The 19794-nt window shown below is 50.1% G+C and carries 14 protein-coding genes; 10 read left to right on the top strand and 4 right to left on the bottom strand.

The genetic code is table 11. From position 1 onward, the window contains the following. Window positions 1-1101 (top strand): IS110 family RNA-guided transposase (locus tag AC0LWN_RS26560; RefSeq protein ID WP_474670726.1); only part of this gene is annotated, 1101 nt, incomplete at its 5' end. An 814-nt stretch (window positions 1102-1915) separates the two neighbouring features. Here AC0LWN_RS26560 and AC0LWN_RS26555 read toward each other — a convergent pair. Continuing rightward, window positions 1916-2932: a CapA family protein gene (locus tag AC0LWN_RS26555; RefSeq protein ID WP_474670724.1), complete on the bottom strand. Its 1017-nt coding sequence runs from the start codon at window positions 2930-2932 to the stop codon at window positions 1916-1918. Between the two features lie 18 nt (window positions 2933-2950). Further along, window positions 2951-3904: a hypothetical protein gene (locus AC0LWN_RS26550; RefSeq protein WP_474670722.1), complete on the bottom strand. Its 954-nt coding sequence runs from the start codon at window positions 3902-3904 to the stop codon at window positions 2951-2953. A gap of 316 nt (window positions 3905-4220) precedes the next feature. Here AC0LWN_RS26550 and AC0LWN_RS26545 point away from each other — a divergent pair, with 316 nt between their 5' ends. From AC0LWN_RS26545 to AC0LWN_RS26530, 4 genes are all read left to right on the top strand, one after another. Beyond that, window positions 4221-7661: a DUF5695 domain-containing protein gene (locus tag AC0LWN_RS26545; protein ID WP_474670720.1), complete on the top strand. Its 3441-nt coding sequence runs from the start codon at window positions 4221-4223 to the stop codon at window positions 7659-7661. A 255-nt stretch (window positions 7662-7916) separates the two neighbouring features. Next, entirely contained in the window at window positions 7917-9749 is a 1833-nt protein-coding gene (locus AC0LWN_RS26540) for an acyltransferase family protein (RefSeq protein WP_474670718.1), read from the top strand. Between the two features lie 116 nt (window positions 9750-9865). Continuing rightward, the gene (locus AC0LWN_RS26535) at window positions 9866-11479 is read left to right on the top strand and encodes a sensor domain-containing diguanylate cyclase (protein WP_474670716.1); all 1614 of its coding nucleotides are present in this window, start codon (window positions 9866-9868) and stop codon (window positions 11477-11479) included. A 266-nt stretch (window positions 11480-11745) separates the two neighbouring features. Then, entirely contained in the window at window positions 11746-13092 is a 1347-nt protein-coding gene (locus AC0LWN_RS26530) for an MATE family efflux transporter (RefSeq protein WP_474670730.1), read from the top strand. A gap of 12 nt (window positions 13093-13104) precedes the next feature. Here the strand turns inward: AC0LWN_RS26530 and AC0LWN_RS26525 are convergent, their stop codons facing one another. Together AC0LWN_RS26525 and AC0LWN_RS26520 are read right to left on the bottom strand one after the other, a co-directional pair. Next, window positions 13105-13632: a PadR family transcriptional regulator gene (locus AC0LWN_RS26525; RefSeq protein ID WP_474670714.1), complete on the bottom strand. Its 528-nt coding sequence runs from the start codon at window positions 13630-13632 to the stop codon at window positions 13105-13107. A 67-nt stretch (window positions 13633-13699) separates the two neighbouring features. After that, window positions 13700-14851, bottom strand: a complete 1152-nt coding sequence (locus AC0LWN_RS26520) for a YhgE/Pip domain-containing protein (protein WP_474670712.1) — start codon at window positions 14849-14851, stop codon at window positions 13700-13702. Window positions 14852-15067: 216 nt separating this feature from the next. On the opposite strand from AC0LWN_RS26520, the gene AC0LWN_RS26515 reads away from it, so the two are divergent. The 5 genes from AC0LWN_RS26515 to AC0LWN_RS26495 all read left to right on the top strand — a co-directional run bounded on the left by AC0LWN_RS26515 (window position 15068) and on the right by AC0LWN_RS26495 (window position 19726). Next, complete coding sequence (locus AC0LWN_RS26515; RefSeq protein ID WP_474670710.1) at window positions 15068-15832, top strand: 4Fe-4S binding protein; 765 nt, start codon at window positions 15068-15070, stop codon at window positions 15830-15832. A gap of 8 nt (window positions 15833-15840) precedes the next feature. Next, window positions 15841-16407: a PadR family transcriptional regulator gene (locus AC0LWN_RS26510; protein WP_474670708.1), complete on the top strand. Its 567-nt coding sequence runs from the start codon at window positions 15841-15843 to the stop codon at window positions 16405-16407. 303 nt (window positions 16408-16710) lie between these two features. Then, the gene (locus AC0LWN_RS26505; RefSeq protein ID WP_474670706.1) at window positions 16711-17742 is read left to right on the top strand and encodes a LacI family DNA-binding transcriptional regulator; all 1032 of its coding nucleotides are present in this window, start codon (window positions 16711-16713) and stop codon (window positions 17740-17742) included. 143 nt (window positions 17743-17885) lie between these two features. Next, window positions 17886-18824 (top strand): ABC transporter permease, encoded by a 939-nt coding sequence (locus tag AC0LWN_RS26500; protein ID WP_474670728.1) that lies wholly within the window; start codon window positions 17886-17888, stop codon window positions 18822-18824. Between the two features lie 14 nt (window positions 18825-18838). After that, window positions 18839-19726, top strand: a complete 888-nt coding sequence (locus tag AC0LWN_RS26495; RefSeq protein WP_474670704.1) for a carbohydrate ABC transporter permease — start codon at window positions 18839-18841, stop codon at window positions 19724-19726. The last annotated feature ends 68 nt before the right edge of the window (window positions 19727-19794 follow it).

The following is a 19794-nucleotide window of genomic DNA, read 5'->3' as shown; positions in this document are numbered from 1 at the left end:
CTTTTGCGCTGGGTAAACGAAGCTCAAATGAAGTATGGACTGACGTCCCTTCTCATCGGCCTGGAGCCCACCGGTCATTACTGGTTTAACCTCGCGAATTGGCTGCTTCAGCAAGGGATCGAGGTCGTGTTGGTGAATCCGGTGACGACCCACCGCAACAAGGAAAACCGGGACAACAGTCCATCCAAGAACGACCCCAAGGATGCGCTTGTCATTGCGGACGTCGTGAGCCGTGGTTATTATACTGACTACGTTACTCAGGCACCCGCATTTGAGCGGCTAAAGACGCTCATGAGCGACAGAGAGTATTGGGTAAAGCAATCGACAAGCCTGGGCAACCGGATCGTCCGCTGGATCGACCTTTACTTCCCGGAATTTCGCCAAGTTTTTCCGGACTGGACGGTGCTCCGGTCGCTAGCGTCGCTCCACGCTTGCCCTATGCCATGCGATGTAAAGAGACTGAGCATCGACGAAGTCATTGACCATTGGCGCAAGCAAGGGATGAGACGTGCCTCCGGCGTCAGCGGCAGAGCGAAGGCGGAGGCCTTGCTGGCAGCAGCAACGCGCAGTATTGGCGATACGGGGGCAACGGAAGAAGCGCGGCAAGACATTCGCCGCCTGCTTCAAACCTACGAGCATGTAGTCACTATGCTCAGCGAAATGGATGAGGCCATCCAATCGATCTTGGCGGAGATCCCTTTGGCCGAGCAGTTGCGGAGCATTTGTGGGCTTGGGAACATCACGCTGGCAGCCATTCTGGGTTTAGCAGGCGACCTGCGCCACTATGCACATGGCAGGCAATTGTTGCGACGAGCCGGCCTGAATCTGGCCGAATGCACCTCCGGCAAATTCAAAGGGCAAATCAAGCTCTCCAAACGAGGCGACAGTACGCTCCGCAAACACTTATACTGGGGGATGCTGAGTCTGGTGCGGCAAAACCCCGATTTCAAGAGGTGGCATACGCACAACCAGGCGCGGGGCATGAAGAAACAAGCTTCACTTTTTAAACTGATTGGCAAGTTGGCTCGTATCCTGATCGGCATGGTGCAGCGCCGTGGGGAAACGTACCGCAGTGCCTCTCCAGCCCCAGTTGCTGCGTAAACCCGAACCACGAGAATTGACTTATTCACAGGATTGTACAGCATTACGTGCATAAGAGAACCGAATGTGCGGTCCGGAAGGGCATTGACCCGTTTACTTAACGCTATCGGTCTCCACGCCATGGACAGGTGTAACGAAGGAATGTAAGGGCATAGACCCGTTGAGATCTGGGAGGGTGAACCCCCGTGGGCCATGTGGAGTGTGCAGGAAATCGAGGATCCAAAAGCACGTCATGCGTTGCTTCTGTTCCTGCATGCCCGCTAGCATTCTGGCGGCTCCCTCTCCACCCCAAACTAACCTTCTCCACCGCTTCATTGCGATGAAATCCTGCGAATGAGTGAGTATTCGTGAGAATACCCCTTAAATACGAGGGACGGACCGTAAAGCGCTTATTACCTCTTCGGCAGGTATATTTGAGGTGAATGTCCGCCCCTAAAGGCTCTGGAGTCCGTTCACTTACGGAAAAATGACTTCCAGTAGAAATAAGAGCTGTTCGGTCCGTTACAAACGGACAGACTCTTTCGATCAGAAGATGATACTGTTCGCGGGGCCTGATACGCCTGCAGCATGATCTCCACGCCCTAATCCGTTCGGTGGAGAATAGTTTGAACTCCAATATTTAGAGTCTAACGATCTACTAGCGTTCCAGCCATAGCGTAACTTGTGAACGATCCAGAGGAAGTCGCCTGCTTAGTTCACTGTTACTGACCCCTTCAACGGATTCCAGCATGATCCGAGCACGCTGGGCTAGATATTGGGGTGTATTGCGTCGCCGGATCAGTTGCATTGTCTTATTGAACTATCGTATCCGGCCCTACCCCCTCTTCAAAATCGCCGTCGTATGCTTCAGCATCCGGTTCAGATGAATTCGCCGCCCTGTTTTTAAGTCAGAGCCGCTCCTCTTTAGCGCATCATGGATGGGGATGATCTCTGTAATTCCGCGGCCGTTTGCCATTCTTCGCTCTACGTGAGTCGGGATGTAGTCGATGTTGGTTATACTGGTGTTTCCCTTTTGATCCTTTTTGATTTTCAGAGTCAGGATGATTCCGTTTTGTGTATGAGGATTATTTTTTAGTTTCGTCGAGACAAAATTACCGAGCGAATAAATAACGAATTGTTTCTTTCCCCGGACCTCCAGCGGTTGAAGAACATGCGGGTGAGAGCCCAGGATGATGTTGGCGCCATTTTTAAAAAAGAGGTTAACCAGCTGCTTTTGAAATTTATTTGGAGTGTACCGGTATTCGTTTCCGAAATGTGCATATACCAACACCAGATCGGCTTTCTTTTTCAAAGCCCGAATCTCCCGAAGGATTTTGCCGGTTTTGATCCGGTTGACCAGCCATGGCCGGTTCGCCGGTACGGGAATCCTGTTGGTTCCTGACGTATAGGAGAGAATTCCGAGCGTAATCCCTTTTACATTTTTGATCAGTGCTTTCTGAGATTCCTGTAACGTTCTGGATGTACCGGTGTGGCTGATTCCATTACGGTCCAGTACTTGCAGCGTCCGAATCAGACCCGGGGCACCATAATCCATGCAGTGGTTGTTCGCAGTGACCAATACGTCGAATCCGGCTTCCTTCAGCGCAGGGGCCAGTTCGTCCGGGCATTTGAAGATCGGGCCGCCAGACCTTGGACTTTTCCGGCATTCCCGCCCGTTTCCGGCAAAGGTGGTTTCGAGATTTCCAATCGTCAAATCCGCCTGTCGCAGATAAGGAGCCACTTTGGCGAACAGGGGGTGGAACGAATAGGTTCCGCCGGATTGTTTGGCATCTGAAATAATATACCGCTTGACCATAAGGTCTCCCACAGCAGCTAGTTGTATTTCCGTCATCGTTATCCACCTTTTTTGTTATTTAGGAGACCACTGCAGGGCGGTAATCCGGCCACCGCTGAGGACATTTACCGGCAACTTCTTCCTGATATCGGCGATCCATAGCTGACTTGCGTTTTCTGCACCTGCGCATCCCGATAAATACGCAATTTTGCCACCGTCCGGCGACCAGGTGACGGGAGTGGAGAAACAGTCGGAGACCGCGTGCGTTCTTTGATTTTGAGCGGTACGGCTGTCGGTTTGAATGAGAGAATAATAATTTGGCGTCTTATAGTCGGTTGCGCTATAGGCAATGCTGCGGGAATCCGGGGACCATGACGGAAAATAGTTTTTCGCGAGCGGTCCGCTTTCCAGCGTGTAGATGGTGCCGGTCGCCAGATCCACCGCCCTTATGATGGAGATGCTGGCACCGGGGAACGTATAAAGCGCGAAGGTGCCGTCCGGGGAAAGGCGAACGTTGTGGAGCGGCCCATCCGTATTGTGCGTGATTTGTCTCCGGTCTGTACCATCGGTCTTGATGCGGAAGAGCTGGGTGTTACCGGTGGAATCCGCAGCCGCGAACAGAAGCTCTGTACCCGAAGGGAAGCATTGGGCATCGCTGGCGCCCGGTTCCGAGATGACATAGCTGATATGTGAGAAGGTGTCATAAATGACGATTCGTCCATTTTTTACATACACAAGAAACCGGCTGTCCGGGGACCAGTCCAGCAGCGTGTAAAGTTCGATTTGGTCAATCCGGGCAACGGTGAACGTGACGGTATCCATCAGATAGACCACATTGCGAGTGCCGATGAAAGCAATTTTCCTGTTGTCCGGGGACCAGTAGGGAACGGAAAACTCCGCGCCAAGTGCCTGTGTAAGCTGAAAATTATAACCGTCCCGCGGCCGGTACAGCCAAATGTCGAAGGTTCCGCCGAAGTCCGACGTGTAGGCGATCCATCCTTGAACGTGATCATGAGGAACAGCTTGCACAGCCAACATCCTCTCCTGAAGCATCTTATATTTCAAATGTATTCAGCGGGAGGCGGTTAGGCGACAGACTATATCATTTTTTTAGCCATTTCTACTTAGTAGGTTGAAATGATTAAAAATAAGGTTGGAATTTATGATTTTCTTTTACGGCATAGCATGTATTATTGTAGATGAATTGCTATATTTTTGAAATATCGCAATTTAGGGCAAAAATACCAGGAGAGGAGGAGTAGCAGCTAGATTCATAGAAGGCTTCGAGCAAAGTAGAGGAAGAGGAAACGTACTGTACATTCCGATTTCCAAGGAGGTTCAATCTATGCTGGAGAAGATTCAAGTCCCATTCGTGAAAAGGACATCTTTGAGTGTAGTCTTCATTGCTGCAGCCTTAAGTTTTCTATGGTTTGCCCAACCTGCTTTTGCATATGATTTGTCAAACAGCACCTTTCAGGTCAGCACCGGATCAAATGGCGACATATCCAGCCTGAAGCTGACCGGAGACAATTTCCCCACCAACTATGTTATGAATGCAAGCAATGCCCCCAACCAGAACACAGCAGATCATCAATGGCTTGGCGAGCTGATGTTCACCTACCGGCTGAATAACGGCTCCTGGACCAAAGCCTGGACCAGCAAGTCAGCCGATGCCCGCACGCAAAGCCAATCCGGCAACTCAGTCAACATCGTCTATCAAAATTCCAGCAATGCCGAAGGAATCCGTAATTTCCGGGTGAATGAAAGCTATTCTCTTGTAAACGATTATTTGCTCTGGCAGATTCAAGTGACCAACACCAGCTCGCAGACACTGGAGATCGGCGATTTTGGCCTGCCGCTTCCTTTCAATGAATTCTGGACTGGAGGAAGCAATGAGCAGATTTATGAGACACGGGTGGTTACGCAATCCTTCATTGGCAATAACAGCTCTTATGTCACTGCACAGCGGCCAAGCGGCATCGGTCCGTCCCTGCTGCTAGTACCGGATGCCACAACCGGAGCCGGCTTTGAGTATATGGACAACTGGCGCATCGAGGATCATCCCGGCAGTAAATGGGCGGGCGATCAGGGAGGCTGGGTGGAAGGCCTCTCGGTCTATTACATCCACTCCAATGTAATCAAAAGCACCGGCAGAGGCTACTTGCCAAACAGCAGCCTGACACTGGCGCCGGGAGCAAGCAAGACCTATGCCTTCAAATTTTTCAAATCGGCCAGCGAGCAGGCCACCAAGGATCGGCTGTATTCCGAAGGGCTGATTGACACCACCGTAGTTCCCGGCATGATTGTGCCAACCAACCAGACCGCCAAATTCGATCTCCGCACCTCCAAAACGATCACTTCCGTAACCGCACAATATCCGTCTGAAACAACCGTTACCTCGCTCGGCACAACATCCGGCGACCACAAGCTGTATTCGCTGCAGATGAATCACCTGGGCCAGAACAACATCACTGTCAATTACGGCAGCGGGGAAAAGACAACCCTGCAGTTCTACGCCATCGAAGCGGTGGATGCGGCACTTCAGCGTCATGCGACCTTCATGGTGAACAATCAGCAGTGGAACGTGCCGGGAGATATCCGGGATAAGGTGTTCGACGACTGGATGATGCAGACGAATTCGAAACGCAACAACTTTGCCGGGTACTGGGGCTGGGGCGACGATTGGGGCTATACGCACGCACAGTTCCTCGCCGAGAAAAACGTCCAGAAGCCAATTGCCTCGGAAATCACCGCTCTGGATCAGTATCTGGATACAGCGATTTGGAAGAATCTGATGGCTGACCATCATACCGATTATCTGGTGCCCGACTTCCTCATGGCGCCGCCGAACACTACCCCGACCTACCGGGGTTATGCCTACCCGCATATTTACAACACCTATTTCAGCATGTATAAGATTTCCAAGCTTTACCCCGGCCTGATCACCTACAAAGAACCGAGAACCACTTACCTGCTGCGGGCCTACAACATTATGAAAGCGCTCTATGACGGGCCAGTCGCCTACAACTGGAACACCGGTCTGATGGGAGAGATGACCACGCCGGATATTATCAAAGCTTTACAGGATGAAGGCTATAACACCCAAGCTAACGACATCATCGCGAAAATGAACACCAAATACAACAATTTTGCGGGTACAACTTATCCGTACGGCTCGGAGTACAACTATGACAATACGGGCGAAGAAGCCGTTTATATGCTCGCCAAGATGAAGAACAACACCAGCATCAAGAGTAAAATCAATACCAAAACCCGCGCCGTCCGTGGAAAAATGCCTGTCTGGTATTTCTATACCGATCCGGTGACCATCAACGGGGAGCCCTGGTGGCAATTCCAGTACACGGCATCTCTGGCCGGTACAGCAATGGATGATTGGGTGCGCAACAATTCCTCGGCTCCAGAGGTTGAGCAGCGGCTCAGCTACGCAGCCAAGCTTGCCAATCTGAATGCCATCAACTCCGGCCAGATCAGCAGCGATCCGGCGGATATCGGGGCTGTGTCCTGGACGTATCAAGCCATGAAAGGCAACTATGGTGCGCTCGGCCTTGACGGCGGCCCATTGTTCAACGGCTGGCGGGGAATGTCCGGTGAAGCGGATCTCGGTTTGTTCGGCGCAATCAAGCTTCTAAGCTCCGATGTGGCTGTTGACCCGATCTTCGGCCTCTACGGCTATGGCTGCGAAGTAACCGACAGCGGCAGCAATTATATTGTCATTCCTAAAGACGGAGTGTTTCAGCGTCTGAATCTGATTTCGGAAAAATGGGGCATGACCCTGGAACGCGACAGATACAGCCTGGCGACGGTCGCCAAAGCGAAGAACGCTGTCAGCTTCACGCTCAGCAACGTAACGCCGGGAACAGTCCACACCACAAAGGTGGCATTTAACGGGCTTGCCGCCGGAACCTATAATGTAACCATCAACAATGTGGCCTCCGGCAGCTTCACGGCTGCAGCCGGCCAAACGGCAACAGCCAGCCTGAATATTGGTACGGCTGCAAGCTATGATGTGAAGATTGAGCAGGGAACGGTTACCCCAGTGTCAAACATCATCGTCAAATACAACATGAACCAGTCCTCGGGAACAACGGTTACGGATTCCTCCTACGGCGGAAACAATGCAACGCTGACGGGAACGACTTCCTGGGTTGCCGGCCGCACCGGAGCAGGCAATGCGCTGAGCCTCAGCGGCGCCAGCGGTTACGCCACTCTGCCTGCCGGAGTTGTCAGTCAGCTCAATGACTTTACGATCTCGGCCTGGGTACGTATTACAGCCAATAGCGACTGGGCGAGAATCTTTGATTTTGGCACCGATACGACGACTAATATGTTCTTGGCTCCTCAAATCGGGGGAGGAGGCATGCGCTTTGCCATTACAACCGGAGGCAATGGTGCCGAAGAGCAGCTCACGGCATCTGCTCCGCTTGCTGTAGGGCAATGGAAGCATGTAGCTGTGACGCTGTCGGGCACGACCGGCCGCCTGTATGTTGATGGCGTGCAGGTTGCCGTCAATACCAGCATGACGCTGAAGCCCGCAAGTCTTGGCAATACGACTCAGAACTATATTGGCAAATCCCAATATGGCGATCCCAACCTGAACGGTGCGGTCGATGATTTCATTATCTACAGCCGTGCGCTCAGCGCATCCGAAATCGCCTCCTTGTTCAGCGGAGCGGTGATTCAGAACATTACCTCCGAGAACGCCGATGTGCTGCCGTCCCAACCGCCTGTTGAAGAAACGAACGGAGCGCAGCCTGCAGATCATTAAGGTATCTACACACAGATACAGCCCTTCTGCAGTCTGAAAAATCGCAAAAAGTCAGCAAAGCAGCGGTCCTCCCGTTATTGGAGGGTCGCTGCTTTTCATATTTTTATAGATTGCCGGGCTTTTCCCCGCTCAATCCAGCATTACAGAAATGAACGCTGATCTTAACCAATTTGCAACTTGTTTCAGTTTTCAGATACATATAATAAACTAGACAGACTGATAGTTTGAATTCAGACAAGGGCAGGTAAGAGCAGCATGGAAGAGCCAAGGGCATCAAGGGCCGCACGGATACATAACCGGAAAACAGCAGACGGTAGAGCTTACATATCAGGATTGGACGGGATTAGAGCGTTAGCGGTATCTGCAGTTATTCTATATCATCTTAATTCCGACTGGTTGCCGGGAGGGCTTCTCGGGGTCGGTATTTTTTTTGTGCTGTCAGGCTATCTCATTACTAATATTCTATTGAACGGCTGGGAGCGCAGTGGAAGACTGAATCTCAAGGATTTCTGGATAAGACGTGTAAGACGTCTGGTTCCTGCGATGCTGGTTATGGTTGCCGGGACCGGGGCCTGGATTGTGCTGGCTGCTCCAAGATTTTGGTCCCCCTACAGTAAGGATTTGCCCGGGGCTTTACTATACTTAAGCAACTGGGAGTTCATTGTGCGTAAAGTGTCCTACTTCGACAGCTTCGGGCCGCAATCACCGCTTGGGCATCTCTGGTCGCTGGCAGTGGAGGAGCAGTTCTATCTGCTGTGGCCGCTGCTGCTTGCTGCCGGACTCCTGTATATGCGCAAGCTGAACTCTCTGGCTCTATTTGTTATTATTCTTGCGTCTATATCGGCTTTGGAGATGCTGCTTCTGTATGATCCAAGCTCAGATCCAAGCCGCATCTATTATGGAACGGATACCCGGTTATTCTCACTGTTGACCGGTGCAGCACTGGCACTGGTATGGCCTTATCAAAAGCTGAAGAAAAAGGTATCGAATCAAGCGACCCTGATTCTGGATTATGCAGGGGGAGGCGGCCTGGTACTGCTGGGCTTGGCTTGCTGGTATACGAACCAGTATCAGCCTTTTTTGTACAAGGGAGGTCTGTTCCTCCTGTCGTTTATCTCCGCAGTGATGATTGCCGCCGTCGCCCATCCGGCCAGCCGGATTGGATATCTTCTGGAATATAAGCCTCTGAAGTGGATCGGAGTGCGCTCCTATGGAATGTATTTGTGGCACTATCCTGTCATTATATTGACAACCCCGGCTGCGGCATCAGGGGAGACTACTGTCCTGCGGGCGGTGTTTCAGGTATCGCTTACCGTGCTGCTTGCCGCTTTGTCGTGGCGGTATGTGGAAGAACCCGTCCGGCGCATGGGAATGAGGAGGGCCTTACATAAGCTGTGGAGTCTTCTGACAAAGAGAAGGTTCAAGGGGTTCGGCGCGATCAAGGTTAGTTTGCTCCTGCTTGCAGCTGTTATTATCGTGATCAATTTTAGAACACTCGATGAGAGAAAAGAAAGCAGTCAGGGAGCGTCTGCCGGGCAGCCAGCACTCCAGCAGCCTGCACCCCAGCCCCCTGCGAAGGTTCCCGCCACAAGCGGCGGCAGTGCCGATAACGCCCCCTCCATCACCGCGATTGGAGATTCTGTCATGCTGGATATCCAGCCTTATCTCGAAGATGATCTCAAGGATCGTTTCTCGAATGTGGTCATTGACGGTAAAATTGGGCGTCAAATGTGGGATGCCCCGGATCTGGTAAACCAATTACGCAAGGATAGAAAACTAGGCAGCTATGTGATTATCGAAATGGGAACCAACGGGGCATTTACGAAGAAGCAAATGCAATCCCTGATCGCTGCTCTTGAGGACAGCAAGCAAATTCTGCTGGTAAATACACGTGTACCCAAGCCTTGGGAGCATGTTGTCAATAAAGCGCTGGCGGATGCCGCAGCCGAAAATCCGAAAATCACACTGGTTGACTGGTATGCTGCCAGCAAAGGGAAAACATCATATTTTATCGAGGATGGCGTTCATTTGAACAAGCAGGGAGCGCAGGCGCTTGCTTCACTTATCGAGGAAAACATCAAATTATAATCTGACCGTATAACCGTTCAATTTGTCCGCTATATCTCACTGATCGTTGTCGAATAACAGCTTATTTTGTTGTATTATGATCTTAACGAGTTGCAGGAACCAGGGAGGGTTATAGTGTGCTGACATTGAGAAGGGCAGGGCCGCGCCGGAGTAAAAAGCTTAGCTTCACTTCGCTGCTTACAGGCCTAGTAACGCTGGTGGTTCTGCTAACCTCAAGTATTCTTCTGATCGGCTCTTACGAGTCCAAGAAACAATCATTGATGGAGACGACGCTCCATCTGAACTACGCCAGTGCTAACCGCATGTCTAAGACGATGGATTCCTTGTTTAAGTCTATGCGCGCCAGCCTGGAGTATAATGCTGCTGAACTCTCCGGTATTGATGCCATGACGCCGAAGCAAGTGGATAATAGCTTAGAATTGATGCGCAAAAGCAGCAATTTCTTCAACTCCATCGCAGTAGTCGGCAGCAGCGGGTTCGTCCGCAACGTAGAACCGGGCTCAATAGGAACGGCAGGCAAGCATATCACTTCCAAAGCTGCTGAGGAAGCATTGGCACTGGAGCAGCCTTACCTTTCCGCTCCATACACGACACATAACACTAAGAGGCTGATTGTGTTCATGAGCCAGCCAATTGTCAGCAAGACAGGTACATATCTTGGTATTTTGAGCGGTACGCTGTATTTGCAGGAGAATAATGTTCTGTCCCAGATTTTCGGCAACAACAGCCTGGACAATTCCGGTTCTTATTACTATATAGTGGACTCCTCCGGACATGTGGTATATCACCCGGACAAGCAGTTTATTGGAAGGGATGTCAGCAGCAATAAGGTTGTCCAGAAGCTGATGAAGAGGGAGAGCGGGGAGCAGCAAGTGCGCAACCTCCGTGGTATTGAGGTACTCGCAGGGTATTCCAGTGTCCCGGCCAACGGCTGGGGAATTGTGGTTGTCTCGCCGATTAGCATTATCCATAACCAGTTAATTGGGCATATTCGGACCATTCTTGCCTATTCGATATTACCGTTTGTTATCCTGCTGATGGGCGTTATTCTTGTAGCGCGCAGACTGGCCCGGCCTTTTGTCTCTCTGGCCGATCTGGTGAGCAAGGTGGGCAAGGAGAAGGTTATACTGCCGGAAGCAAAGCCGCATTGGAGCCGGGAGGCCGATTTGCTGACCAAGGCTGTCTATCTTGCCGTGGCGGATATTCAGAAGCAGACGGATACACTAACTCAGGAAGCCGCGACGGATGCTCTGACCGGCTTGAAGAACCGGAGATCGCTTGAGTATACGATGAATCAATGGATAGCGGCAGGGAAGCCGTTTTCAATCATTGTGCTCGATGTGGACAAATTCAAATTCGTTAACGACACCTATGGCCATCTCACCGGCGACGAAGTGCTGAAGCATGTGGCCGGAGTTATTGTCTCCTCATTGCGGCCGGACGATGTCTGCCACCGCTACGGCGGCGAAGAGTTCGTCATTCTGCTGGCCCGCACCAAACCGGAAGAAGCCTTCAATGTAGCCGAGCGGGTCCGCCGGGCACTGGAGCAAAGCAGGATGCCCATTCCGACACGGGTTACAGTCTCCCAAGGCATCGCCCATTATCCGCAGCATGCGTCAGATCCGGGGCTGCTGCTGGAGAAAGCGGACCGGGCGTTGTACTCGGCTAAAAGCAGCGGAAGAAACAGGACGATGGTCGCTGAGGATGCAACAATTACCCGAAATGCATAACTGGCTGCCTGAAAATTGAAACTATTCCCAATCCATGAAGCCCCTCACTAATGCTTATCTAACCATAGGCACTGGTGAGGGGCTTTTTATGATGTTCACCTGAGGTTTTAATTAGAGTATTGACAGTTAGAATTCTATCTATTATCATAAACTTTGTTACTTAGAGTTCTAACTAAATGGCGAAAGTGAAGACAAATCAACGAGCGATTGGAGGATTTAACGTGGCAAAACAATTTTCGAACGAGTATTATCTGGAATCTGCGCCTATGAAGAAGGCCATTGCCCATTTATCCATTCCGATGATGATCGGGATGTCTGTCGGTACGGTCTACAATGTCATCAATGCTTATTTCATCGGTCTGCTGCACAATACAAGCATGCTGACGGCTATTACGCTGGGGCTGCCGATCTTCACAGTGCTGATGGCCTTCGGGAATGTGCTGGGGGTTGGCGGAGGAACCTTTGTCACCAGGCTTGCAGGTCAGAAGGAGACGGAGAAGGGCAAGCGGATTGCCGGATACACCTTTTATGCCAGCATTATTGCCGGGATAGTGATTGCGCTGATAGCGTTTCTGGCGATTCAACCGATTACCCGGCTGCTTGGTGCGGATGCAGGGACATTTGATTTTACCAAAACCTATACCTTGACCCTGTTTGCGGGCGGCTTTGCCGTTGTACTTAATTTTGCGCTGGAGCAGCTGGTGCGCTCTGAAGGGGCCTCCAAGGAATCAATGTACGGCATATTTGTCAGTACGGCGCTCAGCCTGATCTTTGACCCGCTGTTTATCCTGATTCTGAACTGGCATGTGGCGGGAGCGGCACTGGCGATGTGCTTGGCTAATCTGGGCTCCGCGGTTTATTACATCTACTATCTGGACAAGAAAAGCGAGAATCTGAGAGGTTTCTTGAAGTACTGGAGAATCTCCCTGAAGGATCGGCTTGAAATTTATAAAATTGGAATCTCCGAGCTGCTGCTCGCCGCATTTATGATTGTGACTACGTTGCTGCTGAATAACTACTCCATCCAATATGGAGACAGCGTAGTGGCCGGCTTCGGGGTGGCGCTCAGAATTGTGCAGGTTCCCGAATTTTTGTCGATGGGCTTGTTTCTGGGGTTGATACCGCTGTTCGCCTTTACCTATTCCAGTAAAAATATCGCCAGACTCAAATCGGGCATCCGGCATGCTTTTGTCTATATTGGCAGTATGGCTGTTCTATTCGTAGGCTTGGTCTATCTTTTCAGAGATTCGGTCATCGGCTGGTTCTCAAGCGATCCTTCGGTGCTGGATATAGGCGCTTATATCATTGGCGCTATGCTGGTCTCAGCCTTGTTCAATGGCTTCACCGGTTTGTTCACAAGCATCTTTCAGGCTGCCGGCCAGGGCGTTCCGACTGCGATTATGTCCATCACCCAAGGTGTCCTGTTTATTCCAATGATCATCGTATTGCACAGGTTCTTCGGACTGCATGGCGTAATCTGGTCGATGACCGTGACCGAAGTGACCACCAGCGTCATAGGGCTAATCTTGTTTGTGATTTTTAACCGGAAGCTGAAACATCCAGCGCCTGAGGATGAGTTCAGGGAGGCTGCCAGGACTGCTTCTAGTATATAAAAAGGGACATAATCAGCTCCGTACCTCAATCAGCAGCTTTTGGAGCCAGGCAATATCATTTTGGAGGGTTTGATAGCTGTGCTCTGCGATTAGCTGAACAGCTTTTTTCCGGGCATCTGGAACATCAGAAAGCTTAGAATCAGCCTGTTCAATTAGCTGCAGCTTTTTGTTCAACCGGTTGATGCTTTCTTCTATGATAAATCCAAGCTTGTGGCGGTCCACCTTATCAAGAAACAGGAGTGAGGAATACAAGGAAGTGATGTGAGTGAAGTTTTGGAAAATCGCGTAGATCTCCTCAGCCAGTGCCTCGCGCCCCTTATCCGTTATCCCGTAGGTCGTTTTTTCCGGGCGGTTGTCAGTCTGAATCACTTTGATTTTTTGGATAAGCCCCTTTTTCGTAAGCACTTCGAAATTATAATACAACGTTCCGTCATTTATGGTAGTGTAGTGGTCCAGCGGTTTGAACACCTGCTTCTTCAAATCGTAAGGGTGGTGCTCCCCCTCGCTCAAAATCCCCAGAATAAATATCTGCAGCGTCATGTAAATCCTCCTTCAATGTATATCAAGAAGCCGGCAGGCCTATTTAGGGATGCCGGCTCTTTCTATTTTACATGAATAGAGGTTGGGGTGCAGCATCCCTGCTCACTGCTGTATAAGCTTTAAAATAATGGATTACTGCGTTTACCAGAAGTGCTAAGAGGGTGATCAAGCCAAGTCCGAGCAGCAGTCCAGCCGTTCGGCCCCCTCCGAACAGTGTATTATAGTCCAGTTGGACGGTATAGTACATCAGCGAAACATGGCTGACGGCTCTGAAGAATCCCGGCATCATGACCTGTGGCAGGACTGCGCCGCTGGCGATGGTCTGAACCAGCATGAGCGGGAGATTCAGCAGCATGCCTCCTTGACCTAGCAGCAGGCAGGGAATACTTGTGAATTGAATCGCGGTGAACAATTCCAGAGCGTGCAGCAGCCACATGTGCGTGAATGTTCCGGCACTATAGCTGTGAATGGAGAAATAGATGCCAAGTCCGAACAGCGGAGCTGTCAGGGAGAGAATCACATTAACTCCTTGGAGAGAGAGAAAGGCTTTCCATTTGCCGAGCTTGCCTTTTAGCTGATTCAATGCGCCGATGGACATCATCGAGTAGATCATCGCCCCCACGTAGCTGGCCATCGTCAAGAACATTGGAGCCATTTGATTATGCATGCCGGCAGGCTGCGGATTTGTGATCACCACGTTCGAGCTAACTTTGTCTACAATGCCTGCGGCAACCTCCTTGGATTGCGCCGCGGGCATTTTCATATTTTGCAGTACGCCCTCAATGCTGCTGGTTTGCAGCTCAGCACTGATTTTGGCGGTAAGCTGTGACGCTACATTTTGCACAGTACTGTTAGTAGCGGCCGGATTGGACTGGTTGATGTAATAATCCAGCTTTACTTGCTGGCCCTGAGCGGAAAGCTTCTGTGTGAAATCCTGAGGGATGTGCATAATCAGGTAAATATCACGGTCTTCAAGCTTCTTCTGGGCGGTCTCCAAATTATTATACGTCAGCACATGAAAAGGAAGTTCCTGCCCAAGCCGTTGTACAAATTTCTCCCCGTACTGCTGGTCCTCGTTCACAATAGCTACAGAAAGCTTATCAATGTTCTTCGGAACCGCACTATACCCGGACATGAAAATTCCAATCATTATGATCTGGTAAAAAACCATCATGAAGAGTCCGCTTGCGATCGCTTTATTCTTGAAAAAAGACTTCATTCTCCAACACCACCTTATTACTTTATTTATATTACTTTAATTAAAGTATATCTTTTCATGAAAACTGTCAACGGCTTCGAAAATAATCACAAATAGATAGTCAAAAAGCTCATTGACAGAACTATATCATCTTGATAATGTGAATCTATATCATCATGATACACTTGTCGGTTGATTTGGCATTTTAAAATTTATGCAGAATGGAATGTGATAAGCGTGAGACGACAAACCCTTAGAAAGACGGTTATGCTATTTTCGATGCTGCTATTTCCAATTACCTTGAACTACTTTTCCCCGTATCTGATTGTTCAAGGAAGCTTTGCCGGCATTGCCACCGGAAGCTTCCTGCTCTTTGCCGCGTTGTTCGGTTTCTCGCTATTCTTCGGCAGAGCTTTTTGCAGCTATGTATGTCCCGCCGGGGCTCTGCAGGATACCTGCAGCCAGGTGGTGAACAAACCGGCAAGCCCCAAACAGAACAAAATCAAATATATGATTTGGCTGCCGTGGCTGCTCTCGATTGGGGCAGGATTCGTAAGCGCCGGCGGGGTGAAGGAGCTTAATCCGCTTTATTTTACAGAGAACGGAATTTCTGTTTCCAAACCCGCGGCTTTCATTACGTACTTTGCCGTCGTATTATTAATAGTAAGTGTGTCGTTGCTGTTCGGAAGACGTTCCTTCTGCCATTCGCTCTGCTGGATGGCCCCATTCATGGTCTTGGGCAATGCCCTGAAGAACAAATTAGGCTACCCTTCACTGCGTCTTATGGCCAGAACCGAGGATTGCATCAGCTGCAAGAAGTGCGACAAGGTCTGCCCGATGAGCCTGAAGGTTAATGAGATGGTGCAAAGCAGAAAGATGGACAGCCCGGAATGCATTCTGTGCGGCAGCTGTGAAAGCGCATGTCCGAAGCAGGTGCTGCGGGTGGGCTTCGGCACTCCGAGCAAACCTGTTGCACAACGCAGCTATACGGAGGGAGTATAAGCAAAGAGATGCCCAAGGAAAATACGACGGTCTACATCATATTAGGACTGCTCAACCATGAGGACCTTAGCGGGTATGATATCAAGAAGAGGATAGATGTGATGATCAGCGGCTTCTGGGAGGTGGGGTACGGGCAAATTTACCCTACCTTGGCGAAGCTTGTCACGGAGGAGCTGGTTGTGAAGCAGAAGGGCTCCGGCTCCAAAGGACCTGATAAATACATTTATGCCATTACCGGCAAGGGGCGGGAGGTGCTGCGGGAATGGGTGCAGCTGCCCGGGCAGAAGGAGTATACCAAATATGAGATCATGCTCAAGCTGTTCTTCGGAAGTATGGTCCCGGATGAGAGCAATCTGGCACGGATTGATGAATTCAAAGAGCGGCATACGCAGAGCTTGCAGATGATTCAGATGTTCAAAAACAACCTTGAGCCTATCCTCTATACGGAGAAGGATCATTTGTACTATTACCTGACGGTTCTCTTCGGGGAACATGTCTACAAGGCCTACCTGAATTGGGCAGACGAGGCCAAGGCGCTGCTGGCCGGTAAACCAGACGGAGAACTGAATAAATGAAGTTGAAAAACTAAATGAAAAGGGTAGAAGTAACGGAGGGGAAGTTTGGATACTTACGGAGCGATAGCGTCCGCCTTTATGTTTGGATTTCTACCGCAGCTAGCGGTTTAAATCAGGAAATCCAAACATAACAGCGGCCGGAAGTCCAAACATTCCCCGCAGTTACGACCAGACCCCATATATTTCAGGGTTTCTACTTACTTTTAATCAGCTCCGATAAGCAAGAAAAACTATTGTGCTGAAAACGGTTTTATGATACTTTATAATCTATAAAAACGTTTTTATAGCGAAGGATAAATGAAGATGGGAAAAATAACAATCAGGGATGTCGCCAGGGAGGCCGGTGTCTCGATCTCAACCGTATCGAATGCGTTGAATGATGTGGATGTGCTGAATCCGGAGACCAAATCGCATGTGCTTAAAGTGGCGCAGCGGCTGAATTACGTTCCTAACCTCAACGGCAAGCAATTGAAGTCGGGGAAAACCATGATGCTGGGCTTTTTTACGACCAGTGTGGCGGGACCTTATTTCTATAAGCTTGTGGAGGCCATGTCCCGGCAGTGTGACCGGCTGGGGTACGGGCTGAACGTATTTGTTACCAAAGATAAGCAGGTCGTGATGAGCAACATCCTCGGCCGGCGTGTGGACGGCGTCATAATTTATGAAGAGCTGGGCATTGACGACAAAGACATTCAGGCGATGAACAAAGAGAAGATCAAGGCGGTGTTTCTCGACCGGGTGCTGCAGAATGAGAACATGGGCAGTATCATTTTTGACTCCTTTGAGGCCGGATATGAAGCGACCAAGTACCTAATCGGGCTGGGCCACAAGAAAATTGCCTATATTTCCGGCGTGGATACGATGTTTGACAGCGTCCAGCGCAGAGAGGGCTATTTGGCCGCATTGCGCCAGTATGGCCTGCCGGTGAGCGAAGAGTATATTTTACAAGGCTATTTCGAGGAGGAGAGCACCTATAATGCGGTGAAATCCTTCATCCGGGCGTATCCCGGGAAGCTGCCTGATGCTTTTCTGGCCGGCAATGACCTCAGTGCGATCGGCTGTATCCAGGCGCTCAAAACCCATGGCTATGAGGTTCCCCTCGACATTAGCGTGGTAGGCTTTGACGATATTGATATCGCCCAGTACTATTCACCCCCGTTAACCACGGTGCGGAATCAAATCGCCAGACAAGGAATATTGGCCATCGAGCATCTGGTCCGCATGATTCAGAAGAAGGAGCAGGGCAATGCACAGAAACTGAAGGGCGAGCTTGTGGTCAGAGGCTCAAGTCATGTGAAGTTTGACCGGAGTGATCGGAAATTAGAGCCTAGCTGAAGGATTTCCGATCCTTTTTTTTGGGCAGAGAAGCCATTTCTGTTTGCCAAAAATAAAAACGTTTTTATTGATTCGGGATGCTGATTTGGGGAGTGATGAACGTGGATAAATTAGACCTGGTGCCCTCAGCGGCAGTCCAGCAAATGACAAAAAAGCCTGTGGGACAGAGGGTTAAAGAATGGATAGCAGATTTCAAAAGGCAATGGGAAATTCAGTCGATGGTGATACCGGGCGTTATTTTTATGATTGTTTTTTGTTACATTCCAATTTACGGCTTAACGATTGCTTTCAAAAATTACACGGTCATCGATACGCTGTCCTCGGCTCCGTGGGTGGGTCTGGATAATTTCAGAATCATTCTATCCGACAAATATTTCTGGGACTCGGTCATAAATACGCTGGGCATCAGCTTCCTGAAGCTGGCTATTGGATTTGTCATTCCGATTATCCTGGGGATTATGATCTACGAATTGAACCTGGGCCGTTTCAAAAAAATTGTGCAAACCATCTCGTATCTGCCGCATTTTTTGTCATGGATCGTGCTGGGGGGCATGCTGATCACCTGGTTCTCGACCACGGGGCTGTTCAATCAGCTGCTGCTCGATCTCGGGCTGATCTCGAAGCCGTCCAACATTCTGCTGGATGCCGGGAAGTACTGGTGGATCGCCACCTTGTCGGATATCTGGAAAGAGGCCGGCTGGGGAACGATTCTGTATCTGGCAATAATGTCGAAAATTGATCCCACGTATTACGAAGCCGCCAAAATTGACGGTGCAAGCCGGATGAGACAGATTTGGAATATCACATTGCCCAACATGAAAGCGATTATCAGCCTAAATCTGATCCTTACTGTAAGCGGTTTACTTGGCTCCAATCTGGATCAGACGCTCGTGCTCATGAACTCCCAGAACCGCGAGAAAGCCGAAGTAATCAACTCCTATGTATACCGCATGGGGATGACGCAGGGAGATTTTTCGTACGCAACTGCAGTTGGACTCGGGGTCTCCATCGTTTCCGTGATTCTGCTGGTTGCTGCGAACAAGATCACCAGCAAATTAAATGACAATCAATCTGTGCTGTAAAGGAGGCATTTGCCGTGAATCGGAAGGTCGTTAAAGAAGATCTCGACAGCAGGATCTTTGATGCCATAAATATCATTTTGCTGTTTCTCGTTACGGTAGTGATTGTCGTTCCGCTCTGGAACGTAATCATCTCCTCCCTCAGCTCAGGCAAGGCACTTGCCGAAGGCGGATTCATCTTTTGGCCGAAGGAGTTTTCCCTGGAGAATTACCGGGCGGTGTTCAATGACAACACGATCTGGCAGTCCTTTCTCGTCTCGGTCTCCAAAACTTTCGTCGGCGTCGTAACGCATGTATTTTTCTGCGCCATGATCGGCTACGGGCTCAGCAAGAGATACATAAGAGGCCGCAAGCTCTATGTTGCCATGGGTGTCATTACAATGTTTTTCTCCGGCGGCATGATTCCGACTTACTTGCTGATCAAATCGCTCGGTCTGCTGGACAGCTTCTGGGTGTATATTATTCCGGCGCTGTTCAGCTACTACGATGTTGTGATTCTGATGAACTTCTTCCGCAATGTACCGGATTCCCTGGAGGAGTCAGCCAAGATCGACGGTGCGGGTGATTGGCGCATTTTCCTGAAAATCTTCATTCCGCTGTCGATGCCCGCCATGGCGACCATCGCCTTATTCAACGGGGTGGGGCAATGGAATGATTTCATGACCACCAAGCTGTATATCACCAATCAGGCGCTGTACCCGCTGCAGATGAAGCTGTACGAAATTATCGTCCAGTCGCAAACCCAGTCGATGCAGAACATCGGCGGCTCGGCGGTCATTGAAACCACCACCAAAGGGGTTCAACTCGCAACGATTGTCATTACGACCTTGCCGATTGTTGTGATATATCCACTGCTTCAAAGGTATTTTATTTCCGGAATTATGCTGGGGTCGGTGAAGGAGTAGAGAAGACAGGGGGGATTTGTGAAAGCGTATTCTTCGTAGTCACGATATTACCAAATGGAAAATATACA

The organism is Paenibacillus sp. sgz302115 (genome assembly GCF_056120445.1).
Note: the sequence above shows the minus strand (reverse complement) of the source record. Positions and strands in the feature narration are given on the sequence as shown.